This is a genomic window from Streptomyces sp. SID10853 (genome assembly GCF_010548145.1).
Taxonomy (GTDB): Bacteria; Actinomycetota; Actinomycetes; order Streptomycetales; family Streptomycetaceae; genus Streptomyces.
This window is the reverse complement of the sequence record NZ_JAAGLN010000017.1, coordinates 12,006-38,314: the sequence shown is the minus strand read 5'-3', so window position 1 is coordinate 38,314 and position 26,309 is coordinate 12,006. Positions and strand designations below refer to the sequence as shown.

At 71.5% G+C, this 26,309-nt stretch carries 24 protein-coding genes; 18 read left to right on the top strand and 6 right to left on the bottom strand.

What is annotated here, in order from left to right:
• The first annotated feature begins 40 nt into the window (after positions 1-40).
• Both G3I19_RS06150 and G3I19_RS06145 read left to right on the top strand, forming a co-directional pair.
• Positions 41-1,231, top strand: coding sequence for a cytochrome P450 (locus G3I19_RS06150; RefSeq protein WP_164260301.1), 1,191 nt, complete (start codon positions 41-43; stop codon positions 1,229-1,231).
• A 4-nt stretch (positions 1,232-1,235) separates the two neighbouring features.
• Entirely contained in the window at positions 1,236-1,451 is a 216-nt protein-coding gene (locus tag G3I19_RS06145) for a ferredoxin (protein WP_164260299.1), read from the top strand.
• Between the two features lie 75 nt (positions 1,452-1,526).
• Here G3I19_RS06145 and G3I19_RS06140 read toward each other — a convergent pair whose 3' ends face one another.
• The 3 genes from G3I19_RS06140 to G3I19_RS06130 are packed head-to-tail and all read right to left on the bottom strand — an operon-like array spanning position 1,527 to position 4,368.
• Positions 1,527-2,462 carry an alpha/beta hydrolase gene (locus G3I19_RS06140; protein WP_164260297.1) on the bottom strand — a complete coding sequence of 312 codons (936 nt, stop codon included), beginning with the start codon at positions 2,460-2,462 and terminating at the stop codon, positions 1,527-1,529.
• Positions 2,459-3,244, bottom strand: coding sequence for a glucose 1-dehydrogenase (locus G3I19_RS06135; RefSeq protein WP_343235001.1), 786 nt, complete (start codon positions 3,242-3,244; stop codon positions 2,459-2,461). The genes G3I19_RS06140 and G3I19_RS06135 overlap by 4 nt, the downstream gene beginning before the upstream one ends.
• Positions 3,241-4,368, bottom strand: a complete 1,128-nt coding sequence (locus tag G3I19_RS06130; protein WP_164260295.1) for an LLM class flavin-dependent oxidoreductase — start codon at positions 4,366-4,368, stop codon at positions 3,241-3,243. Before G3I19_RS06130 ends, G3I19_RS06135 begins: the two co-directional genes overlap by 4 nt.
• Before the next feature lie 224 nt (positions 4,369-4,592).
• Between G3I19_RS06130 and G3I19_RS06125 the strand changes: the two genes are divergently transcribed.
• Positions 4,593-5,147 carry a PadR family transcriptional regulator gene (locus tag G3I19_RS06125; protein WP_343235004.1) on the top strand — a complete coding sequence of 185 codons (555 nt, stop codon included), beginning with the start codon at positions 4,593-4,595 and terminating at the stop codon, positions 5,145-5,147.
• On the opposite strand, the gene G3I19_RS06120 is transcribed toward G3I19_RS06125, so the two are convergent.
• Complete coding sequence (locus tag G3I19_RS06120) at positions 5,075-5,629, bottom strand: flavin reductase family protein (protein WP_164260293.1); 555 nt, start codon at positions 5,627-5,629, stop codon at positions 5,075-5,077. The two genes, G3I19_RS06125 and G3I19_RS06120, sit on opposite strands and share 73 nt — an antisense overlap.
• Before the next feature lie 108 nt (positions 5,630-5,737).
• On the opposite strand from G3I19_RS06120, the gene G3I19_RS06115 reads away from it, so the two are divergent.
• From G3I19_RS06115 to G3I19_RS06105, 3 genes are all read left to right on the top strand, one after another.
• Positions 5,738-7,417 carry a FadD3 family acyl-CoA ligase gene (locus G3I19_RS06115; RefSeq protein ID WP_343235000.1) on the top strand — a complete coding sequence of 560 codons (1,680 nt, stop codon included), beginning with the start codon at positions 5,738-5,740 and terminating at the stop codon, positions 7,415-7,417.
• Entirely contained in the window at positions 7,414-8,505 is a 1,092-nt protein-coding gene (locus G3I19_RS06110; protein WP_164260289.1) for an acyl-CoA dehydrogenase family protein, read from the top strand. The genes G3I19_RS06115 and G3I19_RS06110 overlap by 4 nt, the downstream gene beginning before the upstream one ends.
• Before the next feature lie 96 nt (positions 8,506-8,601).
• Positions 8,602-9,768 (top strand): acyl-CoA dehydrogenase family protein, encoded by a 1,167-nt coding sequence (locus G3I19_RS06105; protein ID WP_164260287.1) that lies wholly within the window; start codon positions 8,602-8,604, stop codon positions 9,766-9,768.
• A 129-nt stretch (positions 9,769-9,897) separates the two neighbouring features.
• On the opposite strand, the gene G3I19_RS06100 is transcribed toward G3I19_RS06105, so the two are convergent.
• Positions 9,898-10,833: a tyrosine-protein phosphatase gene (locus G3I19_RS06100; protein WP_164260285.1), complete on the bottom strand. Its 936-nt coding sequence runs from the start codon at positions 10,831-10,833 to the stop codon at positions 9,898-9,900.
• 774 nt (positions 10,834-11,607) lie between these two features.
• On the opposite strand from G3I19_RS06100, the gene G3I19_RS06095 reads away from it, so the two are divergent.
• The 6 genes from G3I19_RS06095 to G3I19_RS06070 are packed head-to-tail and all read left to right on the top strand — an operon-like array spanning position 11,608 to position 16,797.
• Positions 11,608-12,390: a 2-keto-4-pentenoate hydratase gene (locus tag G3I19_RS06095; protein ID WP_164260283.1), complete on the top strand. Its 783-nt coding sequence runs from the start codon at positions 11,608-11,610 to the stop codon at positions 12,388-12,390.
• Between the two features lie 7 nt (positions 12,391-12,397).
• Complete coding sequence (locus tag G3I19_RS06090; protein WP_164260281.1) at positions 12,398-13,309, top strand: acetaldehyde dehydrogenase (acetylating); 912 nt, start codon at positions 12,398-12,400, stop codon at positions 13,307-13,309.
• 34 nt (positions 13,310-13,343) lie between these two features.
• The gene (gene dmpG, locus G3I19_RS06085) at positions 13,344-14,366 is read left to right on the top strand and encodes a 4-hydroxy-2-oxovalerate aldolase (protein ID WP_164260278.1); all 1,023 of its coding nucleotides are present in this window, start codon (positions 13,344-13,346) and stop codon (positions 14,364-14,366) included.
• A gap of 56 nt (positions 14,367-14,422) precedes the next feature.
• Positions 14,423-15,559 (top strand): Rieske 2Fe-2S domain-containing protein, encoded by a 1,137-nt coding sequence (locus G3I19_RS06080; RefSeq protein WP_164260276.1) that lies wholly within the window; start codon positions 14,423-14,425, stop codon positions 15,557-15,559.
• Position 15,560: 1 nt separating this feature from the next.
• A complete protein-coding gene (locus G3I19_RS06075; protein WP_164260274.1) occupies positions 15,561-15,761 on the top strand; it encodes a hypothetical protein in 201 nt (66 codons plus the stop codon).
• Entirely contained in the window at positions 15,754-16,797 is a 1,044-nt protein-coding gene (locus G3I19_RS06070; RefSeq protein WP_164260272.1) for a ferredoxin--NADP reductase, read from the top strand. Before G3I19_RS06075 ends, G3I19_RS06070 begins: the two co-directional genes overlap by 8 nt.
• 86 nt (positions 16,798-16,883) lie before the next feature.
• Here the strand turns inward: G3I19_RS06070 and G3I19_RS06065 are convergent, their stop codons facing one another.
• Positions 16,884-17,753, bottom strand: coding sequence for an IclR family transcriptional regulator (locus tag G3I19_RS06065; RefSeq protein WP_164260270.1), 870 nt, complete (start codon positions 17,751-17,753; stop codon positions 16,884-16,886).
• A gap of 103 nt (positions 17,754-17,856) precedes the next feature.
• On the opposite strand from G3I19_RS06065, the gene hsaA reads away from it, so the two are divergent.
• From hsaA to G3I19_RS06035, 6 genes are all read left to right on the top strand, one after another.
• Positions 17,857-19,032, top strand: coding sequence for a 3-hydroxy-9,10-secoandrosta-1,3,5(10)-triene-9,17-dione monooxygenase oxygenase subunit (gene hsaA / locus G3I19_RS06060; RefSeq protein WP_203599228.1), 1,176 nt, complete (start codon positions 17,857-17,859; stop codon positions 19,030-19,032).
• Positions 19,029-19,889 (top strand): 4,5:9,10-diseco-3-hydroxy-5,9,17-trioxoandrosta-1(10),2-diene-4-oate hydrolase, encoded by an 861-nt coding sequence (hsaD, locus tag G3I19_RS06055; protein WP_343234999.1) that lies wholly within the window; start codon positions 19,029-19,031, stop codon positions 19,887-19,889. Before hsaA ends, hsaD begins: the two co-directional genes overlap by 4 nt.
• Positions 19,890-19,918: 29 nt before the next feature.
• Entirely contained in the window at positions 19,919-20,812 is an 894-nt protein-coding gene (locus G3I19_RS06050) for a VOC family protein (RefSeq protein WP_164260267.1), read from the top strand.
• Positions 20,800-21,294, top strand: a complete 495-nt coding sequence (locus tag G3I19_RS06045; protein ID WP_164260265.1) for a flavin reductase family protein — start codon at positions 20,800-20,802, stop codon at positions 21,292-21,294. Before G3I19_RS06050 ends, G3I19_RS06045 begins: the two co-directional genes overlap by 13 nt.
• Before the next feature lie 127 nt (positions 21,295-21,421).
• Positions 21,422-23,110 carry an FAD-dependent oxidoreductase gene (locus tag G3I19_RS06040; RefSeq protein ID WP_164260263.1) on the top strand — a complete coding sequence of 563 codons (1,689 nt, stop codon included), beginning with the start codon at positions 21,422-21,424 and terminating at the stop codon, positions 23,108-23,110.
• A 256-nt stretch (positions 23,111-23,366) separates the two neighbouring features.
• Entirely contained in the window at positions 23,367-26,243 is a 2,877-nt protein-coding gene (locus G3I19_RS06035; protein ID WP_343234998.1) for a PDZ domain-containing protein, read from the top strand.
• Positions 26,244-26,309: the final 66 nt, after the last annotated feature.

Sequence of the window (26,309 nt, the reverse complement as noted above, 5' to 3'; positions counted from 1 at the left end):
TACCGTTTGTAAGCAGGTGCTTACAAACGAGGAGAGCAGTGTGACCACAGCCGGCACGGAACCTCTCGCCTATCCCTTCAACACGGCCGAGGGCCTGGCCCTGGCCGAGGAGTACGAACAGGTACGCAACCGCCCCGGGCTGCTGCGGGTCCGGATGGCCTACGGCGAACCGGCCTGGCTCGTCACCCGTTACGAGGAGGCCCGCCTGGTCCTCGGCGACCTGCGCTTCAGCCGGGCCGAGGGGTACAAGCACGACGAACCCCGCCAGGGCGAGGGCCGCAGGGACAGCGGCATCCTGGGCATGGACCCGCCCGACCACACCCGGCTGCGCTCGCTGGTCGCCAAGGCGTTCACCGTCCGCCAGGTGGAGAAGCTGCGCCCCCAGGTCCGGGAGCTGACCGCGGGGCTGCTGGACCGGATGGAGGCCGCGGGGCCGCCGGTCGACCTGGTCGAGGAGTACGCGCTGCCGATCCCGGTCGCCGTGATCTGCCGGATGCTGGGCGTACCGGAGGGGGACCGGCCGCAGTTCCGTGTCTGGAGCGATGCTGCGCTCTCCACGAGCTCGCTGACGGCCGAGGAGTTCGAGGCCAACCGTGAGGAACTCCGCGCCTATATGGCCGGGTTGATCGCCCAGCACCGCGCCGAGCCGCGTGACGACCTGATGACGGCGCTGATCGAGGCCAGGGACGGCGGGGACCGGCTGTCCGAGATCGAACTGGTCGACCTCTGCGTGGGCATCCTGGTCGCCGGGCACGAGACCACAGCGAGCCAGATCCCCAACTTCGTCCACACCCTCCTCGACCACCCGGGGGAGTGGCAGCGGCTGGGGGCCGAACCGGGCCTCATCGACAGCGCGGTGGAGGAACTGCTCCGCTTCGTCCCGCTGGGCAGCGGCGCCGGCCAGCCCCGGTACGCCAAGGAGGACATCGAGGTCGGCGGCACTCTCGTACGCGCCGGTTCTCCCGTCCTCGTCGCGGTGGGCGCGGCCAACCGGGACGCACTGCGTTTCTCGGCCCCGGGCAAGCTGGATCTCTCGCGGGCGTCCAACCAGCATCTCGGTTTCGGCCATGGAGTCCACCACTGCCTCGGCGCTCCGCTCGCCCGGCTCGAACTCCAGGAGGCGCTCGGCGCGCTCACCGCCCGGTTCCCCGATCTCCGGCTGGCGGGCGACATCGTCTGGAAGGGCGAGATGCTGGTCCGCGGCCCCCGTGTCATGCCGGTGGGGTGGTGAGCCGATGACCTGGCATGTGGAGGTGGACCGCCACCAGTGCATGGCGTCGGGGATGTGCGCGGGAGCCGCCCCCGACCTCTTCGCCCTCGACCACGACCGGGCCCGCGCGCTCAACAGCGAGATCGCCGAGGACGAACGGGCCCTGGACGCCGCGGACATCTGTCCGGCGATGGCCATCACGGTCCTCGACGGGCAGAAGCCCATCGGTCCGCGCCCCTGAGTCACCTGTCGCCCCCGGCTCCGCCGCGCCGCACCCTCCGCGTTCGCGAGGGGGCGGCGCGGCGGTCGCGCGCCGTCACACGTCCAGCAGCCACCGGGCCGCCGCGCCGAGCGCCGCGTCCGCCTCAGGGAGCACACCTGCACCGCCCAGGAAGCCGTGGAACATCCCCCGCTCCACCCGCGCTTCGGCGGCGACGCCCGCCTCGCGCAGCCGGTCCGCGTAGGCCAGCCCCTCGTCGCGCAGCGGGTCGCACTCGGGGAGGATCAGCAGGGCCGGGGGCAGCCCGCCCAGGTCGCCCGCGCGTACCGGAGCGGCGTACGGGTCGGCGCCGTCGCCGTCCGGCCCGATGTACTGCTCCCAGTACCAGCGGATATGGGCGGTGGTCTGGAAGAACCCGGTGGCGTAGTCGGCGGCCGAAGCCGTCTCCAGGCGGTCGTCGAGCACCGGGTAGGCCAGGAGCTGGGCGGCGATGCCGGGCCCGTCGGTGTCCCGTGCCATCAGGGCGACGGCCGCCGCCAGGTTCCCGCCGCTGGAGTCGCCTGCGACGACCAGCCGGGACGGGTCGCAGCGCAGCTCACGGGCGCGCCCGGCCGCCCAGCCGGTGACGGCGTACGCGTCGAGCAGCGCACAGGGGAACCGGTGCTCCGGTGCGCGCCGGTAGTCGACCGACACCACCAGCGCGCCGGTGCGTGCGGCCAGTTCGCGGCAGAGCCCGTCATGGGTGTCGAGGCCGCACATCACCCAGCCGCCGCCGTGGCAGAAGACGATGAGCGGCCGGTCCCCGTCCGCGCCGTGCGGGTCGGGTTCGTAGATCCGTACGGGTACGGGCGGGGCGCCCGGCGGCCCCGGTACGGAGGCGTCGCTCACCCGCGCGATCTCGGGGAGCCCGCGCACCGGTCCCGCAGAGGTGGCTCTGCGCAGGGCGGACACGTCCAGCGGGCCGTCCGCCGGGTCGGGGAATCCGTGGGACAGCGCGTCGGCGAAGCGGCGTGCGGCCGGGGTGAGAGTCATCCGGTGGTCAGCCCCCCGTCGACGGTGAATTCCGCGCCGGTGATGTACGAGGAGGCGTCGGAGGCCAGGAAGCGGACCAGTTCGGCGATCTCGTCCGGCCGCCCCATGCGCCGCAGCGGCACCCGCGGGTGCTCCCGCTGTCCTGCGTCCTCGCCCAGCGCCCCGGCGACCATCGGGGTGTCGACCATGCCGGGGTGCACCGAGTTGACCCGGATGCCGTCGGCCGCGAGATCCAGCGCGACGTGCTTGCTGAGTCCGCGCAGCCCGAACTTGCTTGATCCGTAGGCCGCGTGCTGGGCGATCCCCACCAGGCCCGCGGTGGACGAGATGTTGACGATCGACCCGCCGCCCGCGTTCCGCAGAGCGGGGAGCGCTGCCTTGATACCCAGGAAGGGGCCCAGCAGATTGACGCGGAACAGCAGCTCGAAATTCTCCTGCGTCTCGGCGTCGACCGGGGCCGTGCGCCACAGGGCCGCGTTGTTGACGAGGACGTCCAGCCGCCCGAAGCTCGCCACGGCTGTCGCGACCGCCGTCTCCCAGCTCGCCGCGTCCGTCACATCGTGCGGGACGAACACCGCGGCGTCGCCGAGGCCGGCGGCGACCTCGCGGCCTTCCTCCTCCCGTACGTCGGTGATCACGATCCGTGCGCCGGAAGCGGCGAACAGCCGTGCCTCGACGGCCCCCTGGCCCCGGCCTGCGCCGGTGATCAGTGCCACCTTGCCGTCCAGCCGTACGCCGTCCGCCGCCGCAGATGCCGCGTCCGCGGCCGGGCGGGCGCTCACTTCTCGCCCTCCAGCGCCCGGAAGTGCGGGATGACCGTCTCGCCCCACTGGCGGATGGTCTCCATGCACGCCTCCTGCGGCACGGTGCCCATCTGGATGAGGCACATCACCTCGTCCACCCCGATCTGCCGCAGCTTCTCGACATAGGCGATCGCGGTGCCGGCGGTGCCGTAGGCGTGGTCCGCGTTGTAAGTGCCGGTGTCGACCGGGCGGGCCGGGATGTTGGCGTCGTGCAGCCTGGCGACCAGTTCGTCCCGGTCGCGGGCCATCACCGCCACATGGTCCTCGTCCTCGTCCTCCCCGGTGGGGGCGGGCGAGTTCCCGTACCAGTGGGCGATGGACTCGGCGAAGAAGCGCTGGCCCCGGGTGCCGATGCGCAGCGCGCGCTCCGCGTCGTCGAGGACGATCGTCGGGCAGAGCGCCGAGAAGTGGTTGTTGACCTCGGTCGACACACAGCGCTCGCCGCTCCTGGTGGCGATTGCCTCGTCGTACACCGCGCGCATAGCACGGACGTCGTCGGCCCCGGCGAAGCCCATCACCAGGGCGCCGATGCCCAGTTCGGCGGCGAGCTTGAGGGTGTCGTGCTTGCTGCAGGCCATGAAGAGGGGCGGATGCGGGTCCTGCACGGGCCGGGGCAGGATGGCGCCGGGGCCGATGTCGATGGAGCCGTGCCACTCGAACTGCTCCTCGCGCCAGGCGGCCGAGAAGATCCGCAGCGCCTCCTCCATCTGCGGGTAGGTGTCGTCGGGGCGCACCCCGTACATGGACATCTCCTGCTTCGTGGCGCCGCGTCCCGAGCCGATGTCGACGCGCCCGCCGGAGAGCACGTCGAGCATGGCCGCGCGCTCGGCGACCCGGACCGGGTGCTGGTAGCCGAAGGGCATGGTGACGACGCCGTGGCCGATGCGGATGCGCGAGGTCCGTGCGGCGACCCAGGTGAGGAAGATCTCGGACGCGCTCATGTGCGCGTACTGCGAGAGCGAGTGGTGCTCGACGGCCCAGATCCGGTCGAAGCCCATCTCCTCCGCGTACACGGCCTGTTCGACGCAGTCGTTGATGACCTGGCGTTCGCGCTCTGGGGTCGGGTTCGAGAGCTGTGCCTCGAAGATCATGGAGAACTTCACTGGATGCCTCCGGAGTATTTCGATTAGGAATACTTCTATCAGGCATAGCTGACAGACGGAAGGGGCGGGTGGAAGGGATGGGTGCGGGGCAGGGGTGGAGCGGGCCGCCGCGGTCGGTCCGGGCGTGGCCGGACCGTAGACTGCGGGGCGTGGCGGAGAAGCGGACGAGCAGCGAACAGGGCGCCGGGCAGGGCGGTCGGCAGGACACCGAGTCCGGCAGGCCGGTGCTTCCTGCGACCAGCTGGGCCGTGCTCGGGCTGCTCTCCTTCGGTGAGGAGCTGTCCGGGTACGACCTCAAGAAGTGGTCGGACTGGTCGCTGAGGTTCTTCTACTGGAGCCCGTCGTTCTCGCAGATCTACGGGGAGCTCAAGCGGCTGGAGAAGGTCGGCTATGTGACCTCCCGGATGGTCGCCCAGGAGACCGGCAACCGGGACAAGCGCATCTACGCGATCACCGCTGACGGAATGGACGCCGTGCGGGCCTGGGCGCGCGAGGCGCCCGTCGAGCCGCCGGTGCTCAAGCACGGTGTCATGCTGCGGATCTGGCTCGGCCATCTGCTGGAGGCCCAGCAGATGCGCGATGTCCTCGGCGCCCACCGCGAGTACGCGGAGAAGATGCGGCAGCGCGCCGAGGTCGACATCGCCGGGGCGCGGGACGAGGAGGCGTGGGCGTACCCCACGCTCACCCTCAAGTGGGCCGAGCGGTACTACGCGTCGGAGCGCGACCTGGCCGACTCGATGCTCGCCGACCTGGAGGAACTGGAGCGCAGGCGGCCGTAGCCCCGCCGGAAGTACAGCAGCGGCCCGGCGTCGCCGTGCCGCTCCAGCGCGGTGACCCGGCCGAGCGCGATCAGATGGTCGCCGCCGGGGAACGTGCCCGCGAGATCGCACTCGACGGTGGCCAGCGCCCCGTCGAGCAGCGGTGCGCCGTTGCTGCCGGGGTGCCAGCCCACGTCCTGGAACTTCTCCTTGCCGGTCACCGCGAACTGCCGGCACAGCGACTGCTGTTCGGCGGCGAGGATGTTCACCGCGAAGCGGCCGGCTCCGCGGATGTGCGGCCAGGTCGTCGAGGTGAGGGCCGGGCAGAAGCAGATCAGCGGCGGCTCCAGCGATACCGCTGAGAAGGACTGGACCGCCATTCCGGCGGGGCGTCCGTCATTCTGGATCGCGGTGATGACCGCGACCCCGGTACAGAAACTGCTGAGCGCCTCCCGCATGGACGCGTCGAATTCCGGGGTGGACCGAGGGGTGAGGGTCGGCATGCTGCCTCCAATGTTCCTACTAGGTATATGCCTAACCGAAACACGTGTGATTGGATACCGGCCACGCTCGCACGTCAAGTAGGGAGGGTCATCATCAGCGCACACCAGGTGCCACCGCCCACCACCCTCGCGCAGCTGACGGACTTCGCGGCCCACGCGTACGAGGGCCTGGACGCCCTCGCCGACGGTGAGGTCCGCTGGAATTTCGGACAGCTGAGTGACGCGGTCCACGCCGCGGCACGCGCCGTCATCGCCCACGGCGTGGAGCCGGGCGACCGGGTGGCGCTGTGGGCCTCCAACAGCCGCGAATGGCTCACGGCCGCCCTCGGCGCACTCGCCGCGGGCGCCGTGCTCGTCCCCCTCAACACCCGGTACAAGGCAGCCGAGGCCGCCGACATCATCCGCCGCAGCGGCGCCCGCACCCTGCTCACCGAACGCGGCTTCCTCGGCATCGACTACGTGGCCATGCTGCACGGATCGGGAGAGGACCTCGGTGCTCTCACCTCCGTCGTCGTACTCCGCGGCGACGCGACCGGAACCGCGCTGAGCTGGGACGACTGTCTCGCGCGCGGCCGAGAGGTCTCCGAGGCCAGGCGCTCGGCCCGCGCCGCAGCCGTCCGCCCCGACGACCTCGCGGACATCCTCTACACCTCCGGCACCACCGGCCGCCCCAAGGGCGTCATGAGCACCCACCGGCAGGTGCTCGCCGGGATCGAGGAGTGGTCCAAGGCCGTCACCCTGCGCCCCGGCGACCGGTACCTCCTGCTCAACCCCTTCTTCCACACCTTCGGCTACAAGGCCGGCTTCGTCGCCTGCCTGCTGCGCGGCGTCGCCATGTTCCCCGAAGCGGTCTACGACGTGGACCGGGTGCTGCGCAGAATCGCGGACGAGCGGATCAGCGTGCTCCTCGCCCCGCCGACCGTCTTCCACGGCCTCGTCCGCCATCCGCGTCTCGCCGACCACGACCTCGGCGCGCTGCGCCTGGCGGGCACCGGGGCCGCCGTCGTCCCGGTCGCGCTCGTCGACGAGATCCGCGAACGGCTCGGCATACCGGGCGTGTTCACCGCCTACGGGCTCACCGAGTGCATGGGCGTCGTCGCCGTCTGCCCCGTCGACGCCGACGCCTGGAGCGTCTCGCACACCGTCGGCCTTCCGCTGCCCGGAACCGAGATCCGCGTCGTCGGTCCCGGCGGCCCGTCCGCCGGCGCACTGCCCCCGGGCACCGCCGGGGAGATCGCCGTACGCGGCCCGCAGGTCATGCTCGGATACCTCGACGACCCGCAGGCCACCGCCCGCATCCTGGACGGCGACGGCTGGCTCTGCACCGGCGACATCGGCGTACTCGACGAACGCGGCTACCTCTCGATCACCGACCGGCTCAAGGACATGTACGTCGTCGGCGGCTTCAACGCCTACCCGGCCGAGGTCGAGAACGTGCTGCGCGGCCATGAACTCATCACCGAGGCCGCGGTGGTCGGCGCCCCCGACGAACGGCTCGGCGAGGTCGGCGTCGCCTATCTCGTCACCGAGAACGGGCAGCGCCCCGACCCGGCCGAACTCACCGCCTGGACCCGGGAGCGGCTCGCCAACTTCAAGGTCCCGCGCCGCTTCCACGTCGTCCCCGAGCTGCCGCGCAACGCGAGCGGAAAGATCCTCAAGGCCGAACTGCGGCGCGCCGCACAGGAGGACACCCAGGAAGCCGGGAACGGCCGACCGGCCGCACCCGGCGCCGCACGGCACGCAGGAGAGCGGACCCGCCAGGAAGAACCAGAAGGAGAGAGCCGATGAGATTCGGCGAGGAGCACCAGGAGCTGCGCACGGCCGTACGGTCGCTGCTGGCGCGGCACGAGGGGACCGCCGCGTGGGGGCCGCTGACGCAGCAGATAGGGGCGGCCGGGCTCGCCGTTCCCGAGGAGTACGGCGGAGCGGGATGCGGCCCCGTCGAGGTCCATGTGGTCATGGAGGAGCTGGGCCGGGTGCTGGCCCCGGTGCCGTATCTGGGTTCCGCGGTCCTGGCCACCCAGGCACTGCTGGCCGCGGGCGACACGGAGCTGCTGCCCGCCCTGGCGGACGGCGGCAGCACCGGGGCGCTCGCCTGGGCGGAGAACGGGTCCTGGCTGCCCGAGGCGATAAGGGCGCACGCCGTGCGCGGTCCAGGCGGCTGGCGGATCAGCGGGGTCAAGGACCATGTCCTGGACGGCGCGGCCGAAGGCGACGGTGAGAGCGCCGATGTACTGCTGGTCGTCGCCCGCACCGAAGCCGGACTCGCGCTGTTCCACGTCCCCTCCGGGGCCGGCGGGGTCAGCCGCGAGGCGCACACCACCATGGATCTGACCAGACCGCAGGCGACGCTGACCTTCGACGGGGCAGAGGCCCGCCCCGTCGGCGCGGACGGCGACCGGGTCATCGCACAGGTAAGAGACCTGGCTTGTACGGCTCTCGCCGCGGAACAGGTGGGCGCGGCGGAGCGCTGTCTGGAGCTCACCGTCGCCCATGTGCGCGACCGGGTGCAGTTCGGCCGCCCGATCGGCTCGTTCCAGGCCGTCAAGCACCGGCTCGCCGACGCCTTCGTACGGGTCGAGTCCGCGCGTTCCGCGGCTCTGGGCGCCTCCTGGGCGGCGGCTGACGGCTCGCCGGACCTGCCCAGGTACGCGGCGGTCGCCAAGTCCGCCTGCTCCGAGGCGTTCTCGGCGCTGGCCGGGGACATGATCCAGCTCCACGGCGGTATCGGCATCACCTGGGAGCACGACGCCCACCGCTACTTCAAGCGGGCCCACGGCTCGGCCCAGCTCTTCGGCTCACCGGCCGGACACCGCGACCGGCTGGCCGACGCGGTGGTCGGACCGCGCGGGGCCGGTGCCGGGCGTCTTGGCTGACCCCGGGGCGGCACCCGGCCCGCCCACCGGACGGGCCGGGCAACAGCCGTGTCCGGCCCCCCTCTCCCCAGCGATCGTTTGGCAGGTGCAGGTGTCATGAGCAGTACCGAGAAGTTCCGCTCCGAGTTCCGTACATGGCTGCGGTCCGCGCTCACCGGAGAGTTCGCCGCGCTCAGGGGCCGCGGCGGTCCCGGCCGGGAGCACGAGGCTTTCGCCGAACGCCTCGCCTGGGAACGGCACATGGCCGCGGCGGGCTGGACCTGCGTCGGCTGGCCGCAGGAGTACGGCGGACGCGGCGCGACCCTGGAGGAGCAGGTCGCCCTCCACGAGGAGTACGCACTCGCCGACGCGCCGGCCCGGGTGGGGCACATCGGCGAACAGCTCCTCGGCCCCACCCTCATCGCCTTCGGCACGGAGGGACAGCGCGCCCGCTTCCTCCCCGGCATCAGGTCCGTCGACGAGCTGTGGTGCCAGGGCTACAGCGAACCCGAGGCGGGCTCCGACCTGGCCAACGTCCGTACCCGCGCCGAGCGGGACGCGGACGGCTGGTCGGTCACCGGGCAGAAGACCTGGACCTCGCTGGCCCACGAGTCCCAGTGGTGCTTCGTGGTCGCCCGCACCGGGGAGGGCACGCGCCGCCACGACGGCCTGTCCTATCTGCTGGTGCCGATGGACCAGCCGGGGATCGAGGTCAGGCCGATCACCCAGCTGACCGGCACCAGTGAGTTCAACGAGGTCTTCTTCGACGGGGCCCGCACCGGCGCGGAGAACGTCGTGGGCGAACCCGGCGAAGGCTGGCAGGTGGCCATGGCCACCCTCGGCTTCGAGCGCGGCGTCTCCACCCTCGGCCAGCAGGTCGGATTCCGGCGCGAGCTGGAGGCGCTGATCGCCCTGGCGCGCAGCAACGGAGCAGCGGACGACCCCCTCGTCCGCGACCGGCTCGCCCGCGCCTGGACCGGCCTTGAGATCATCCGCTTCAACGCGCTGCGGATGCTCGACGGCGCCGCCGCCGGGGCTCCCGGGCCCGAGGCGTCCATCGGCAAGATCTACTGGGCGACCTGGCACCGGGAGCTCGGCGAGCTGGCGATGGACGTCTGCGGCGCCGGCGGCATGCTGGCGGACGGCGCACCGTACGACCTCGGGGACTGGCAGCGCCTGTTCCTCTTCTCCCGCGCCGACACCATCTACGCCGGGTCGAACGAGATCCAGCGCAACATCATCGCGGAGCGGGTGCTCGGCCTGCCGAAGGAGGCCAGGGCCTGACGGCCGGGATCTGACGGCCAGGGCTTGGTGGCCAGGGCCTGACGGTCGGGCCTTAGGGTCAGGGCCTGACGGTCAGGGCCTGATGGCCTGGGGCGCCGGGGGCCGGGCGGCGCGCGGGCCCGGCGGCCGCTACTTGAGCAGCCGCGCGCGGAGCTTGTGCAGCGTCCCGGCGTCCAGGCCGAGCCCCTTCGAGAGATAGCCGTCGAAGCTGCCGTACCGCTGGGTGGCCTCGGCGAGCGCGGCGCCGAGATAGTCCTTGCTGACCTCCTGGAGCGGCACGATCAGCTGAGGGTCGCGCATCACCCCCGACTTCTTCAGACCTTCGCGGGTCCTGAGGTCGGCGGTCCTGCGGACGTCGTTGGAGAGCAGATAGTCCGCCTCGGCCGTCCCGGCCGGCACCCCCACCGCGCGCAGCAGGACGTAACTCATCCAGCCGGTACGGTCCTTGCCGGACGTGCAGTGGAAGAGCAGCGGCAGTCCCTTGCCGTCGGCGATGGTGTCCAGCACCCGGGCGAACTGGTGGCGGGCCCCCGCTTCGGTGACGAACGTGCGGTAGATCCGCCGCATCGTCTCCGCGCCCTTGCCGTCGCCCAGCGCCTTCTGCTGCTCTGCGGGGTCACGGCTGCCGATGGCCGCCGTCGTCCGCTCGTACAGCCCGGTGTCGTCGATCGGCAGCGGGACGGGCGATGCGCCTTTCGGGAGCCGGTCGGCGCCGTCGGTCCTGACTTCGAGCGGCAGCCGGAAGTCGACCACCGACTTGAGCCCGAGCTTCGACACCGTGGTGAGGTCCGCCGGTGTGAGCTTGCCGAGGGCGTCACCGCGGAACACGACGCCGTAGCGCAGCTGTTTGCCGTCAGCTGTCCGGTATCCGCCCAGGTCACGGACGTTGACCGCGCCCTTGAGCGCGATGTGCCCGGCGGCGGGTGACGTGGCACCCGAGCCGGTGGTGGCGGGTGCGGTGGTGTCCTGGTGCGAGGAGCGCGGGGAGTGCGAGGAACTGGAGCCTTGGGAACACCCGGTGAGCACCAGGGCCGTGCTGAGTACGGCGGCGGCGGCGCGGGTCATGGCCCGGTTCCGGTGAGGGTACGGGTTTCGGGTACGGCGCATCGGTACAACTCCCAGGGGGCGGGGGCGGGGTGACATGCGGGGGTCCGTCCGGTGCCGCAGCGGTACGGCCGGGCCGTACGGCTGTGGGCAGTGGCCCCGGAGGGACGCGGGGCGTCCGGAGGCCCTGCGGCGGGCCGCACCCGCCGGAGGACGGTGACGTCCCCTTCGGGCAGCGGTGGCCGGCGGCCACCGGCACGGGGGTGAACAGGCGTAAGCGCTGCTCCGGCCGGTGCGGCGGACGGATGCTGGTCGGGAAGGTAGCAGCGGATCAGCTCTCCGGGGGAGATGCGTCCGCCCGGGTTGTCGCACGGCCCGGCTCCGGCCCCGCTCCACCGCACCCCGCCCGCCCTCCCGCCCGGCGCCCATACACCTGCCTGCCTGCACGAACACCGCCGCGCCCGCCCGCGCCCGCCGCCCGGCTCCACCGAGAGAACCGGGCGGGTTTCCCACTCAGCGGGAGCAGCCGCTCGGCCCCGCCGGGCACCGCGGCCTAGCCTCGGCGGACAGTCCCACCACCGGTGCCGACCCACTCGTGGTCCCGGCGCCCTTGTGTCTGACACCCCTGTGCGGACGCCCTGGTCCGGCCGGCCCCTTCCGGCCCCGGCAGTCCGGCCGCGGCCGCCTCGAATACCTCGAACACCCCTCGAAGTCCGACCACACCAGTCCGACCACACCAGTCCGACCACACCAGTCCGACCACACCAGTCCCACCACCCTTGCGGAGGACCGCCCATGCTGACGGCCAGTGAACGGCATACCGCCGCCGACGCGCTCGGCGCGGCCGAGCGCGACCGGCGGCCCATCGCCCCGCTGACCGAGCTGTTCCCGGGAATCGGCACCGAGGACGCCTACGAGATCCAGCTGCTCGGCATCGGCCGCAGAGTCGCGGGCGGGGCCGCTGTGCACGGCCACAAGGTCGGGCTGTCCTCGCCCGTCATGCAGCGCATGATGGGCGTCGACGAGCCCGACTACGGCCATCTCCTGGACGACATGCGGCTCGACCAGGACCGGCCGGTTCCCGTCGGCCGGTACTGCGCCCCGCGGATCGAGGTCGAAGTCGGCTTCGTCCTGGGCGACGACCTGCCCGGCGACGGCTGCACCACGGCGGACGTACTCGCTGCCACCGAACGCGTCGTCCCCGCCATCGAGCTGATCGACAGCCGGATCGCCGACTGGCGCATCACCATCGCCGACACCGTCGCCGACAACGCCTCGTCCGCCGGATACGTCACCGGCGACGGCCGCGACCCGAGCGAACTGGACCTCAAGGCCATCGACGCCGTACTGCGCCGCGGTGACCAGCAGATCGCCGCGGGCCGCAGCGACGCCGTGCTCGGTGACCCCGCCGCGTCCGTCGCCTGGCTGGCCCGCACCGTGGCCCGCTTCGGCGTCCCGCTGAAGAAGGGCCATCTGGTGCTGCCCGGCTCGTGCACCAGGGCCGTCGACGTCGAGGCAGGCCAGACCTACACCGCCGATTTCACCGGGCTCGGCCCGGTCTCGCTCTCCTTCATCTGAGGTGATGATGACCAACAGGACCAAGGCGACCGCCGCCATCGTCGGCTCCGGCAACATCGGGACCGACCTGCTGTACAAGCTCCAGCGGTCCCCGTACATCGAGCCCCGCTGGATGATCGGTGTCGATCCGGCCAGCGAGGGGCTCGCCCGCGCCCGCGCGGCGGGCATCGAAGCCCGCCCCGACGGAGTCGGGCCGCTCCTCGACGGCGACGAGCGGCCCGACCTCGTCTTCGAGGCGACCTCCGCCGCCGTGCACCGGGCCAACGCCCCCCGCTACGCCGAACTCGGCATCCGCGCCATCGACCTCACCCCGGCCGCGGTCGGCCCGGCCGTGGTGCCGCCCGCGAACCTGCGCGCCCACCTGGACCAGCCGAACGTCAACATGATCACGTGCGGCGGCCAGGCCACGATCCCGATGGTGTACGCCGTCTCGCGGATCGTTCCCGTCCGGTACGCGGAGATCGTGGCGTCCGTCGCCTCCGTGTCGGCGGGACCGGGAACCCGCGCCAACATCGACGAGTTCACCCGGACCACCGCCCGCGGGATCGAGGACATCGGCGGCGCCGAGCGCGGCAAGGCCATCATCATCCTGAACCCGGCCGACCCGCCCGTGATCATGCGGGACACCGTCTTCTGCGCCATCCCCGAGGACGCCGACCGCGACGCCATCGCCCTCTCCGTCAAACAGGTCGCCGAGGACGTCGCCTCGTACGTGCCGGGCTACCGGCTGCGCTCCGAGCCGCAGTTCGACGACCCCACCCCGGACAGCGGCGGCATGGCCCGCGTCGCGGTCTTCCTCGAAGTGGAGGGCGCGGGCGACTACCTCCCGCCGTACGCCGGGAACCTCGACATCATGACCGCCGCCGCCACCAAGGTCGGCGAGGAGTTCGCCAAGGCGCTCCTCGCGCCCGGCCGCTGAGCCGCTGAGAAGCAACCAGAAGCAGGAGTACCAGATGCCCTACTCGGACACGCTCGACATCCGCGTCACCGACTCCTCGCTGCGCGACGGATCACACGCCATGCGCCACCGGTTCACGGTGGAGCACGTACGGTCCATCGTCGCCGCACTCGACGGCGCCGGGGTCCCGGTCATCGAGGTCACGCACGGCGACGGACTCGGCGGCTCCTCCTTCAACTACGGTTTCTCCCACACCCCCGAACAGGACCTCATCAAGACCGCGGTGGAGACGGCCGACCAGGCCCGGATCGCCTTCCTGATGCTTCCCGGGCTCGGCGTCAAGGACGACATCCGCGCCGCCCACGGCAACGGCGCCGCCATCTGCCGCATCGCCACCCACTGCACCGAGGCGGACATCTCCGTCCAGCACTTCGGGCTGGCCCGCGAGATGGGCCTGGAGACCGTCGGCTTCCTGATGATGGCGCACTCCACCACCCCCGAGGCGCTGGCCGGGCAGGGCCGCATCATGGCCGACGCCGGCTGCCAGTGCGTGTACGTGGTCGACTCGGCCGGCGCCATGGTCATGGACGACGTGACCGACCGGGTCGCCGCCCTCGTCGCCGAACTCGGCGACGACGCCCAGGTCGGATTCCACGGCCACGAGAACCTCGCACTCGGCACCGGGAACTCGATCGCCGCGATCCGGGCCGGCGCCCTCCAGATCGACGGGTCGACACGGCGGCTCGGAGCCGGAGCCGGCAACACGGCGGTGGAGGCCCTCGTCGCCGTCTGCGCCAAGATGGGCATCCGTACCGGCATCGACGTACTCAAGATCATCGACGCGGCCGAGGACGCCGTCCGCCCCGTGATGGACGACGAGTGCCGGCTCGACCGGCTCGCCCTGCTGATGGGGCACGCGGGGGTCTACTCCAGCTTCCTCAAGCACGCCTACCGCCAGGCCGACCGGTACGGCGTGTCCGGCGCCGAGATCCTGCTGCGCGCGGGGGAGCGCAAGCTCGTCGGCGGTCAGGAGGACCAGCTCATCGACATCGCGCTCGAACTCTCGGCCGGCCACTGAGCCGGATCCCCCGCGGAGCCCGCCCCGATGCGTCACCACCACCAAGGAGGCACAAGATGACCGCAGCAAGCGAAGAAGTCCGCGTCATTGAGGCGGCCGCGCCGCCCACCCGCTTCGCACGGGGCTGGCACTGCCTCGGCCTGGCCGACTCCTTCAAGGACGGGCAGCCGCACGAGATCGAGGCGTTCGGCACCCGGCTCGTGGTCTTCCAGGGCCAGGAAGACGGCGAACTGCACGTACTCAACGCGTACTGCCCGCACATGGGCGGCAACCTCGCCCAGGGCACGGTCAAGGGCGACGCCGTCGCCTGCCCCTTCCACGACTGGCGCTGGTCGGGCAACGGCCGCTGCGCGGGGATCCCCTACGCACGCCGGGTGCCGCCCCGGGCCCGCACCCGGGCCTGGACCACCGTGGAGGAGAACAAGCAGCTCTTCGTCTGGAACGACCCCGAGGGCAACCCGCCGCCGCCCGGCGTCACCATCCCGCGCATCGAAGGGGCCTTCAGCGACGAGTGGAGCGACTGGAGCTGGAACGTCCTGCGGGTGGAGAACTCAAACTGCCGGGAGATCGTGGACAACGTCGTCGACATGGCGCACTTCTTCTATGTGCACTACTGCTTCCCGACGTACTTCAAGAACGTCTTCGAAGGCCACACCGCCACCCAGTACATGGAGAGTTCGCCCCGCGGCGACGTCGACCTCGGCACCCTCAGCACCGAGGGCGTGCTCCGCTCCGACGCCTCGTACCACGGCCCCTCCTACATGATCGACTACATGTGGAGCGACGTCGGCGCGGACGTGGACATGGAGAGCGTGCTGATCAACTGTCACTATCCGATCGACTCCGACAGCTTCCTGCTGATGTACGGGGCGATCGTCAAGAAGATGCCCGGTATGACGGACGAGCAGGCCGCCGAAGCCGCCCGGCTCACGTCGGACGGCCTGGCCGTCGGCTTCGAGCAGGACGTGCACATCTGGAAGAACAAGACCCGCATCGACAACCCCCTCCTCTCCGAGGAGGACGGTCCCGTCTACCAACTGCGCCGCTGGTACGAGCAGTTCTATGTGGACACCGACGACGTCAAGGACGAGATGACCCAGCGCTTCGAGTTCGAGATCGACACCTCCAGGGCCACCGCCGCGTGGCAGCGCGAGGTCGACGAGAACGTGGCGCGTCACCGGAGCGAGGGCTGACATGACACCGGTCGAGTGCGCGGCCTGCGGCAACCAGGTCCTGTGCGAGAAGTTCTCCATGGCCCACACCTCCGTACAGTGGACGGCCGACGCCTCGGCCGTCTGCGCCGAGTACCAGGACCCGATGCGTACCTGCGCGGCCCTGCGCGACAGCATCGACCGGGCCGTCGGGGACGGGCGGCTGGCGGTGGCCGATGCCTGAAGTGCCCCCGACGCCGGCGGCCCGGACGCACCGGCTCCGGGTCACCGCGGTGGTGGCCGAGACGGCGGACGCGTGCTCCTTTGTGCTCGACCCGGCCGACGGCGCGCTCGCCTACCGGCCGGGCCAGTTCCTGACGCTGAAACTGCCGGGTGCCGACGGGGGAGTGGCCGCACGGTGCTACTCCCTCGCCAGCTCCCCGCACTCCGGTGAACCGATGAAGATCACGGTGAAGCGGGTGGCGGGCGGCCACGGCTCCAACTGGCTCTGCGACCACATCGGCGAGGGCGACGAACTGGAGGTGCTGCCCCCGGCCGGCGCCTTCGGCTCGGGCCCGCTCGACGGCGATCTGCTGCTGGCCGCCGCGGGCAGCGGCATCACCCCGGTGATCTCGCTGGCCAAGGCCGCCCTCGACCAGGGCCGGGGGCGCGTCGTGCTCCTGTACGCCAACCGCGACGAGACCTCGGTGATCTTCCGGGACGAGATCAGGAAGCTGGCCGGTGCCCATCCGCGGCGGCTGGTCGTGCTGCACTGGCTGGAGGCGCTCGACGGTCTGCCGACCGCGGACCGGCTCACCGGCCTCCTGGAGCCGTACGCGGGCCACCACGCGTACCTGTGCGGGCCCGCGCCCTTCATGGACGCGGTGGACACCGCGCTGCGTACGGCGGGGGCCGCCCCCGCCGCCATCCACCGGGAACGGTTCTTCTCGCTCACCGGGGACGTCTTCGCCGCGCCCGCGGCGGAGCCCGCCGGGGCGGAGGGCGAGGCCGCCGAGGCGGTGGTCGAGCTGGACGGCGAGACCCACCGGGTGGCCTGGGGCGCCACCACCCCGCTGCTCGACGCCCTGCTCGCCGCGGGAGTCGACGCCCCGTACTCCTGCCGGGAAGGCTCCTGCGCCGCCTGCGCCTGCCGGGTCGTCGAAGGGGAAGTCACCGTGATCCGCGACGACGTCCTGGACGACGAGGACCGCGCGGACGGCTACGTCCTGGCCTGCCAGGCGCTGCCGGCCGCCGAGCGGATCAGCATCAGCTACTCCTGACTGCTGCTGCCGCTGTTACCACCCCGCTGCCGGCCGATCCGCCACAGCGGACCCGTCACCCCCGCCCCGCGCCCCTCAAGACCCCCTCACATCCAGTCGGCGAACCGCATCCAGGACATCATGTTGTCCATCTCGGCCGCGTCGATGGGCGTCGCCACCTCCGGTGCCGGCGCGGGGGCCGGGGCCGGGGCCGTCCGCGTACGGGCCTCCGCGCGCCCCGGTCCGAAGAGCGAGCGCCACACCGCCCTGGACGTGGCCAGCACCACCGGGGCCAGCCGCTCCAGCTCGCGGTGCGTGCCATTGCCGCACAGCGAGACCGAGGCGATCGCCCGGCCCGCCCCCCGCAGCGGCGCCGCCACGCACGACACCCCCCGGAACGCCTCCTCGACGTCGAACGCCACGCCACGCTCCCGGATCCGCGCCAGCTCCTGGTGGAACGCCACCGGCCGGGTGATCGTCCGGGCCGTGCGCGGCCGCAGCCCCGCCCGCACCGCCTCGGCGACCAGCGCGTCCTCACTGAACGCGAGGATCGCCTTGCCGGTCCCCGTGCAGTACGCCGGCTGCCTGCCGCCCACCCGCGAGGGCACCCCACCGTCCTGGGCCCCGCCGATACGTTCCAGATACACCACCTCCGGCCCGTCGAGCACGGCCAGGTGCGCCACATGCCCGGTGGACTCGTGCAGTGCGTGCAGATGCGGCAGGGCCGCCCGGCGCAGCCGGTTGTGGTGCGAGGCCAGGGCGCCCAGCTCCAGCATCCGCATGCCGAGCCGGTAGTCCCGGCCTTCCCGGTCCAGCCAGCGAAGCCGGACGAGCTGATCGAGGATGCGGTGCACCGACGAGCGCGGAAGGCCCGAACGGTGCATCACATCGGTGAGTGTCAGCCGGGGTGCCGGGCCTTCGAACGCACCCAGCACCAGCGCGGCCTTCTCCAACAGTGAGGGCGGCTGCTCTGCCATGTCGTGAGGCTTCCACGGTTCCCGCTCAGCGGGAAGAAGGTATTTCGTTTCGGAATAGTAAAAGCGTAGGTTCCTCGCATCCATCCAGGACGACCGAGAGGGGATGCGCATGAGTGCCGACGAGGTTCTCGCCGCGGTGCGGGCCCTTGCCCCGACCCTGCGCCAGCGTGCCGCCGAGACCGAAGCGCTGCGCCGGGTGCCGGACACCTCCATCAAGGAACTCGCCGAGACCGGCTTCTTCCGGCTTCTCCAGCCCAAGGCTTACGGCGGCTTCGCCGCACACCCCGCCGTCTTCTACAGCGCCGTCAGAGAGATCGCCAGGGCCTGCGGGTCCACCGGCTGGGTCGCCTCCGTCGTCGGCGTCCACCCCTGGCACGTCGGGCTGTACGACCGGCGCGCCCAGGACGAGGTGTGGGGCGAGGACAACCGGGTCCGTATCTGCTCCTCGTACGCCCCGACTGGCAAGGTCACCCCCGTCGAAGGCGGCTTCCGGCTCTCCGGCCGCTGGCGCTTCTCCTCCGGCTGCGACCACGCCGAGTGGGCGCTGCTCGGCGGCATCATCTACGACGCCGACGGCAAGCCGGTCGACATGCGCACCTTCCTGGTGCCGCGCACCGAGTACCGCATCGACGACGTCTGGGACACCGTCGGACTCCGCGGCAGCGGCAGCAACGACATCATCATCGAGGACACCTACGTCCCCGACCACCGCGCCCTGAGCTTCGGACCCGTCACCGCCCTGGAGGCCCCCGGGCGGCTGCACAACCCCGAACCGCTCTACCGTCTGCCGTACGCGTCGGTCTTCACCACCACCATCTCCACCCCGGTGATCGGCATCGCCGAAGGCGCGTACGACAGCTATGTCGCCGCCACCCGCGAGCGGATCCGCGTCTCGTACGGGCAGCAGGTCTCCGAGGACCCCTTCGCGCAGGTGCGCATCGCCCGCGCCGCCAGCGAGATCGACGCCTCCTGGCTGCAGCTCGTCCGGAACATCTCGGACCTGTACGAGTGCGCCGAGCGCGGCGATGACCTGCCGACCGCGCTGCGCACCCGCACCCGCCGCGACCAGGTGCTCGCCACCGAGCGCGCGGTCGCCGCCGTCGACCTGCTGATGGAGAACGCCGGCGGCAGCGCCATGCGCACCGGCGACAACGCGATCCAGCGGGCCTGGCGCGACGCCCACAACGCCCGCGGCCACGCCGCCAACGACCCCGAGCGCGCGCTCGTCCTCTTCGGCCGGGGAGCCCTCGGCCTCGACCCCCAGGACACGATGCTGTGATCGACCACGCCTCCACCTCGCGCACCGTCAAAGCCGGCGGACTCACCCTCCACTACCACGAGGCGGGCCCGGCCGGCCCCGGCGCACCCGTCGTGATCATGCTGCACGGCGGCGGCCCCGGCGCCTCCGGCTGGTCCAACTTCGGCGGCAACCTGCCCGTCTTCGCCGAGCACTTCCGTACGCTCCTCGTCGACCAGCCCTGCTTCGGCGCGTCCGACAAGCCCGAACTCGACAAGGACTTCTTCAGCTTCAGCGCGGACGCCGTGGCCGCCCTGATGGACGAACTGGGCATACCCCGTGCCCACTTCATCGGCAACTCGCTCGGCGGCGGCACCTCGGTCCGGATGGCGCTCAACCATCCGGACAAGGTGGACAAGCTGCTCCTGATGGGGCCCGGCGGGATCTCCCTCAACCTCTTCGCGGCCGACCCCACCGAAGGCATCAAGCGGCTCTTCGAGTTCAGCGCGGCCGCCGAGCCGACCAAGGACCAGCTGCGTACCTTCCTCACCACACTCGCCTACGACCCGGCGATCGTCACCGACGAACTGATCGAGGAGCGCTGGGCCCAGGCCATCGATCCCAGCACCAAGCTCGGCAACGCACGGATGGCCGCCTCCTTCGCCAACCCGGCCTGGCAGCAGGACACCATGCTGTGGCGCGAGGCCCACCGGATCACCGCACCCACGCTGCTGACCTGGGGCCGCGAGGACCGGGCCAACCCGCTCGACGGGGCACTGGTGGCGCTGAAGGCGATCCCCGACGCCCGGCTGCATGTCTTCCCGCACTGCGGCCACTGGGCGCAGACCGAACAGGCCGACGAGTTCAACCGGCTCGCCGTCGACTTCTTCACGCACTGATTCTTCACGCACTGAGAGGCACCGGGTTCATGGATATTCGCGCACTGGGCTATCTGCGTCTGGAAACCGCCGCGTTCGACGAGTGGCGGGCCTTCACACTCGACGTCCTCGGCATGATCGAAGCGCCCGGCTCGACCGAGGACCTCCTGCGGCTGCGCCTCGACGACCGCGCGCACCGCATCACCATCGAGCGCGGCGCCACCGACCGGCTGCTCGCCGCGGGCTGGGAGGTACGCGACGCCGCCGCGCTGGCCACCGCCCGCGCGGAGCTCGCCGCGGCCGGAGTCGGGACCGAGGACGCCAAGCCGGACGAGCTCGCCGACCGGCGGGTGCAGGGCATGTTCCACTGCCAGGACCCGGCGGGCAACCAGCTGGAGATCTTCTGGGGCCAGGCCCAGGACCACACCCCGGCCGTCACGCCGTACGGCAACCGCTTCATCACCGGCGACCTGGGCCTCGGCCATGTGGTGCTGCCCGCCCCCGCCATGGAGGAGGCGTACGACTTCTACGAGGGGCTGCTCGGCTTCACGCTGCGCGACTCGATGCGGCTGCCCGCCGCGATCGTGCCCGGCGCCGCAGCCGACCGCGACGTCCACTGGATGCACTTCATGGGGTGCAACCCCCGCCACCACAGCCTGGGTCTCTACCCGGGGCTGATGGAGCCCGGCATCGTGCACTTCATGGTGGAGGTGGCCACGCTCGACGACGTCGGCCGCGGACTCGACCGCCTCCACGCGGCCGGTATCCCGGTGGCGTCCTCCCTCGGCCGCCACACCAACGACCTGATGGTGTCCTTCTACGCGCAGGCGCCCGGCGGATTCCAGGTCGAGTACGGCACCGAGGGCCGCCTCGTGGACGACACCACCTGGGTCGCCAAGGAGATGACGGCCGACAGCTTCTGGGGCCACCAGTGGAACGGCTGACGGAAGCGGTCGCCCCCGCCGCCTTCCGGGAAGTGCTCGGCAGGTTCGCCAGCGGCATCACCGTCGTCGCCTCCGTCGACGCCGACGGCGGGCCGGTGGGCCTGGCCTGCCAGTCCTTCGCCTCGCTCTCCCTCGACCCGCCGCTCGTCATGCTGTGCGTCGGCAAGACATCGACCAGCTGGCCACGTGTCGCGGACACCGGGCGGTTCACCGTCAGCGTCCTGGCCGAGGAACAGCGCGAGGTCTGCGCCGCGCTCGGCGGACGCGGGGGCGACAAGTTCGAAGGCGTCGGCTGGACGGTGTCGGAGCACGGCACCGTACGGATCGACGGCGCCCTGGCCACCGTGGACTGCGCGCTGCACAGCGTCCAGGAGGCGGGCGACCACCTCGTCGTCACCGGCGAGGTGCTCGACCTCGCCGCGAGGCCCGGCGGAACACCGCTGCTCTACTTCGGCAGTGCCTACGCGGCGGGCGACTTCTGATGAACCACGGCGCGCGCACCGGCGGCGCGAAGCAGCCGGAACGCCGCCCGCGCCCGCGGCGCACCACAGCAGTGACACGTGACCGGGCGCCGGTGCCGACCGGCGCCCGGCCGGAGAGGACCGCCCCATGAACACCCGCTGGGACCACAGTTACGACGTGGTCGTCGTCGGATCCGGCGCCGCCGGACTCGCGGCAGCCATCACCGCACGGCTGCGCGGCCTGACCGCCCTGGTGATCGAGAAGACCGAGCTGTACGGCGGGTCGACCGCCCTGTCGGGCGGCGCGATCTGGGTACCGGGCAACTTCCACCTGGACGACGCGGGGCTCGGCGACACCCGGGCCAAGGCCCGCGCCTACCTCGACGCGACCGTCGGCGACCGGGTGCCCGCCGAGCGCAAGGACGCCTACCTGGAGCACGGGCCGCGCATGGTCCGCGAGTTCCACGAGAGGACCACGGTCAGATTCGCCTACACCCCCGGCTACTCCGACTACTTCCCCGAGGCCATGGGCGGCTACCCGCAGGGCCGTTCCATCGAGCCGCTGGTCTTCGATCTCAAGAAGCTCCCGGCCGACCGCCGCGCCACCATGCGCAAGGCCGGCCTGCCCACGTACGGGCTCACCATCACCTCGTACGACTTCCGCTTCCTCAACATGGTCGCCCGCACCTGGGCGGGCCGGAAGACCTCGCTCAAGGTGGGTATGCAGGCGGCCGGGGCACTGGCCAGGGGTGCGAAGCCCATCGCGCTCGGCCAGGCCCTCATCGCCCGGATGCGCCAGTCGCTCGACGCGCTCGGCGGCGAGCTGTGGCTCTCCACCCCGCTCACCGGTCTGGTGGAGGAGGACGGCCGGATCACCGGCGTACGCGCCGAGCGCGACGGCTCGCCCGTCACCATCCAGGCGCACGGCGGCGTCGTCCTCGCCTCCGGCGGCTTCTCGCACGACCAGCAGCTGCGCGAGAAGTATCTGCCCGCGCCCACATCGACGGCCTGGACCTCGGCGTCGGACGGACAGACCGGCGACGCGCTGCGGCTGGGTGTCGAGGCGGGGGCCGCGACGGACCTGCTCGACAAGATGTGGGGCGCCCCGTCCGTCGTACCGCCGGGCCCCGGTGAGAAGCCCTTCTTCCTGGTCGCCGACCGCGGCATCCCCTCCATGGTCATCGTCAACGGCGCGGGGGAGCGGTACGCCAACGAAGCCGCTCCGTACCACCAGTTCGTCGACGAGATGTACGCCCACCACAGCCCGGACGCCTCGACCGTGCCGTCCTGGCTGATCCTCGACGCCCGGTCCAAGGCCCGCTACATCTTCATGGGGCTCTTCCCGGGCCAGCCCTTCCCGAAGAAGTGGCTGGCGAGCGGCTTCGTGAAGAAGGCCGGATCCCTGCCGGAACTGGCCGCCGCCATCGGCGCGGGACCCGAGCGGCTGCGCGCCACCGTCGAGCGGTTCAACGGCTTCGCGCGGGCGGGCCGTGACGAGGACTTCGGGCGCGGCGAGAGCGTCTACGACCGCTACTACGGCGATCCGACGCTGCTCAACCCCAACCTCGCCCCGCTCGACAAGGCCCCGTACTACGCCATCCCCGTCCACCCGGGGGACATCGGCACCAAGGGCGGCCTGGTCGCCGACGGGTCCGCGCGGGTCCTGCGCGAGGACGGCACCGCCATCAAGGGGCTGTACGCCTCGGGCAATGTGTCCGCTGCGGTGATGGGCGAGACCTATCCGGGGCCCGGGGCGACCATCGGTCCCGCCATGGCGTTCAGCTGGGCGGCCGTGGGCGACATCGCGCAGGAGCTCAAGGGCGTACGCCGGAAGTGACCTCGGCGGGGTGCGCCACCGGAAGGGGGCGGTCGATCCGACCGCCCCCTTCCGCGTTCCCTGCTCCTCTCCTGATACATCGGACAACTGGGCAGCGGAATAAGGGTGTTGATCTGGTGTCGGACCTCTTGACACCTGGCTGAGGCGGGTAGCAGAGTTCCGCCCGATCGAGAATTCATCCATACATCGGATGAAAGCTCGTTGCGGCAGACAACTCTGCCGGACAGTCCGCCCCTTACGTGCCAGGGAGTCAGACGTGCACCGCAGCCCGGACGACAGACCAGGAGGCAGAGCCGCGCCGAAGCGCCGGCTCGCGATGACGGCGGTCATCGCCGCCGTGACCATGGGCGCCGCGCCCGCGCTCACCGCGGGCACCGCAGCAGCGGCCCAGGCGCCCGCCAACCGGAACATCTACGTATCGGTGTCCGGCAGCGACCGGAACTCCGGGCTCTCCACCCGCGCACCCCTGCTGACCCTGGCGGCCGCGCAGGTCTCCGCGCGCAAGGCGTCCAGGACGGGCCACCCGGTCCATGTCTGGGTCCGCGGCGGCACCTATCACCTGGCCGCCACCCTGAAGCTCGGCGCGGCGGACTCGGGCACCGCGTCCGCACCGGTGACCTACTCCTCGTACCCGGGCGAGCGGGCCGTGCTCAGCGGCGGCCGCAGAGTCACCGGCCGGTGGACGGCCGACCGGCACAACAGCGCGATCCGGGTGACGGACATCGGCGCACACCGCAAGATCGACGGGCTGTTCGTGGGCGGCACCCGCCAAGTGCTCGCCCGCTACCCGAACTTCGACCCGGACACCGCCGTACTGGGCGGCTCGACCACCATGGCCACCCTCAACACCCGCTCGGCGCGGTGGAAGAACCCGGCCACCGGCGACATCCGCGGTCTGCACTCCTCCCACTGGGGCGGCAACGACTACACGATCACCGGGCGCGACGCCTCCGGCCTCCGGCTGAAGTGGGCCGGGGACAACAACCGGGGCGGCGACGTGGACACCGCGCACGTCGTCGCCGAGGGCGTGTTCGAGGAACTCGACGCGCCCGGCGAGTGGTTCTACGACCGGGACACCGGCAAGCTGTACATGATCCCGCCGGCCGGCACCGATCTGTCGAGGACCACCGTGGACACGGCCGAACTGGACGAACTCGTCCGGGCCGAGGGCGCGTCCCCCTCCCGCCCGGTCCATGACCTCACGTTCGACGGCTTCACCTACACCGCCACGCACCGGACCCTCTTCGACACCCCGTACGAGCCACTGCAGCTCGGTGACTGGGCGGTGGCGCGGGCCGGAGCCGTCCACATCAAGAACGCCAGGAACATCACCGTCTCGCACTCCTCCTTCGCCCAGGCCGGCGGCAACGGCGTCTTCATCGACGGCTACAACAAGGGCGACGCCGTCACCGGGAACACCTTCGCGGGATCCGGCGCGAGCGACGTCCAGGTGGTCGGCTCGGTCAGGGCCGTCCGGAACCCGTCGACCTGGGCGCACATGGTCGACCCGCCCACGGATCTCACACCAGGCCCCAGAACGGACGACTACCCGCGCGACATCGACATCAGCGGCAACAGCATGGCGGACATGGGCCGGTTCGAGAAGCAGAGCGCCGGTGTCAACATCTCGATGAGCAGCCGTGTCACCGTCTCCCACAACACCATCCACGGCAGCCCGCGGTCCTGTGTCAACGTCAACGACGGCACCTGGGGCGGACACCGGATCCAGTACAACGACATCTTCGACTGTGTGAAGGAGACCTCGGACCACGGACCGGTCAACGCCTGGGGCCGGGACCGCTACTGGCCCATCGCCGGGCCCAGCATCAACCCCAGCGCCGAGTCCGACGCCCTGCAGAAGAGCTACTCGCTGCTCGACGTGGTCCGCCCGATCACGATCAGCGACAACCGGATCTGGCACAACAGCGAATGGGCCATCGACCTGGACGACGGGTCGAGCAACTACGTCGTGAAGAACAACCTGCTCCTCGGCGCGGGCATCAAGCTGCGCGACGGATTCAAACGGACGGTCACGAACAACATCGTCGTGGGCGGATCGGTCTACGAGCAGATCTCGCACCGCGACAACGGCGATGCCATCACCAAGAACATCATCCTGGCCGACTCGCCCTACTCGCTCACCGGCAGCGACCCCGCCGCCGCCAAGTACACCGCCGACAACAACCTGTTCTGGAACAACGGGCAGCCGGTCGGCCTGCCCGGCGAATGGAGCACCGGCCGTCTGGACACCCACTCGGTCACCGCCGATCCGCGGTTCGCCGGGGGCTCGCCGTGGGACTCGCCCGCCATGACGGACTACACACCGGCCGCCGGCTCACCCGCGAAGGCCCTGGGATTCGTCGACTTCCCGATGGACCGCTTCGGCACCGGAAGGCCGGGCGAGGCGACACCTCCCGCGGTGGGATGGCCGGCCGGCCCCGGACCCGACACCGTGATCGAGACCCAGCCCGAGCCGCTGATGGGCGCCACCGCCCGGCAGATCCACGACAAGGCGACCCAGTCGGCCGTCGGACTCGGCGACTTCGACGGGCTGTACCTGCCTGCCGTCCCCACCACCTCCTACGCCTACGGCCAGGGGCTGCGCTCCCTCGATGTGATCCGGTCCGTGAACGGCACCGCTGTGACGGACCGCGACAGCTTCTGGGCGGTCTACCACAAGCTCGCCCCCGGCAGCACTGTCACACTCGGCGTGTGGCGCGCCCAGTCCGCCACCGGCATCACGCTGGTCAAGCCCACCGGGCCACAGGAGTACAACAACACCGCCGGTGTGACCTATACCGGGGGCGGCTGGGGCTGGCGGGGCGCCCAGGCCGGCGGTGAGGGCTCGTTCCAGAACGACATCGACGCCACCACCTCCGTCGGCGACTCCTTCACGTTCACCTTCAACGGCACCGGGGCCGACTTCCTCACCGAGCTGAACGCGGACGAGGGACTGATCGACATCGCTGTCGACGGGGTCCACCGGGAGACGGCCGACGCCACCAGCGGCTCACGCCAGTACCAGCAGAAGCTCTGGTCGGTCAGCGGTCTCCCGGCCGGTGTGCACACCCTCACGGGCACGATGAGGAGCGGTCAGTACATGATCGTGGACGGCTTCACGGTGCGGAGCTGACCTACGGAGCGGTGGCGCCACTGGCCGGATGCTTCGGATCCGGCCAGTGGCGCCACCGCTCTCCCC

Coding starts and splice junctions, on each gene's coding strand:
- G3I19_RS06120 (WP_164260293.1), bottom strand. CDS start 5,629: ATGCCGACCCTCACCCCTCGGTCCACCCCGGAATTCGACGCGTCCATG.
- G3I19_RS06075 (WP_164260274.1), top strand. CDS start 15,561: ATGACACCGGTCGAGTGCGCGGCCTGCGGCAACCAGGTCCTGTGCGAG.
- dmpG (WP_164260278.1), top strand. CDS start 13,344: ATGCCCTACTCGGACACGCTCGACATCCGCGTCACCGACTCCTCGCTG.
- G3I19_RS06095 (WP_164260283.1), top strand. CDS start 11,608: ATGCTGACGGCCAGTGAACGGCATACCGCCGCCGACGCGCTCGGCGCG.
- G3I19_RS06080 (WP_164260276.1), top strand. CDS start 14,423: ATGACCGCAGCAAGCGAAGAAGTCCGCGTCATTGAGGCGGCCGCGCCG.
- G3I19_RS06100 (WP_164260285.1), bottom strand. CDS start 10,833: ATGACCCGCGCCGCCGCCGCCGTACTCAGCACGGCCCTGGTGCTCACC.
- G3I19_RS06040 (WP_164260263.1), top strand. CDS start 21,422: ATGAACACCCGCTGGGACCACAGTTACGACGTGGTCGTCGTCGGATCC.
- G3I19_RS06145 (WP_164260299.1), top strand. CDS start 1,236: ATGACCTGGCATGTGGAGGTGGACCGCCACCAGTGCATGGCGTCGGGG.
- G3I19_RS06090 (WP_164260281.1), top strand. CDS start 12,398: ATGACCAACAGGACCAAGGCGACCGCCGCCATCGTCGGCTCCGGCAAC.
- G3I19_RS06050 (WP_164260267.1), top strand. CDS start 19,919: ATGGATATTCGCGCACTGGGCTATCTGCGTCTGGAAACCGCCGCGTTC.
- G3I19_RS06105 (WP_164260287.1), top strand. CDS start 8,602: ATGAGCAGTACCGAGAAGTTCCGCTCCGAGTTCCGTACATGGCTGCGG.
- G3I19_RS06110 (WP_164260289.1), top strand. CDS start 7,414: ATGAGATTCGGCGAGGAGCACCAGGAGCTGCGCACGGCCGTACGGTCG.
- G3I19_RS06070 (WP_164260272.1), top strand. CDS start 15,754: ATGCCTGAAGTGCCCCCGACGCCGGCGGCCCGGACGCACCGGCTCCGG.
- G3I19_RS06140 (WP_164260297.1), bottom strand. CDS start 2,462: ATGACTCTCACCCCGGCCGCACGCCGCTTCGCCGACGCGCTGTCCCAC.
- hsaA (WP_203599228.1), top strand. CDS start 17,857: ATGCGCATGAGTGCCGACGAGGTTCTCGCCGCGGTGCGGGCCCTTGCC.
- G3I19_RS06065 (WP_164260270.1), bottom strand. CDS start 17,753: ATGGCAGAGCAGCCGCCCTCACTGTTGGAGAAGGCCGCGCTGGTGCTG.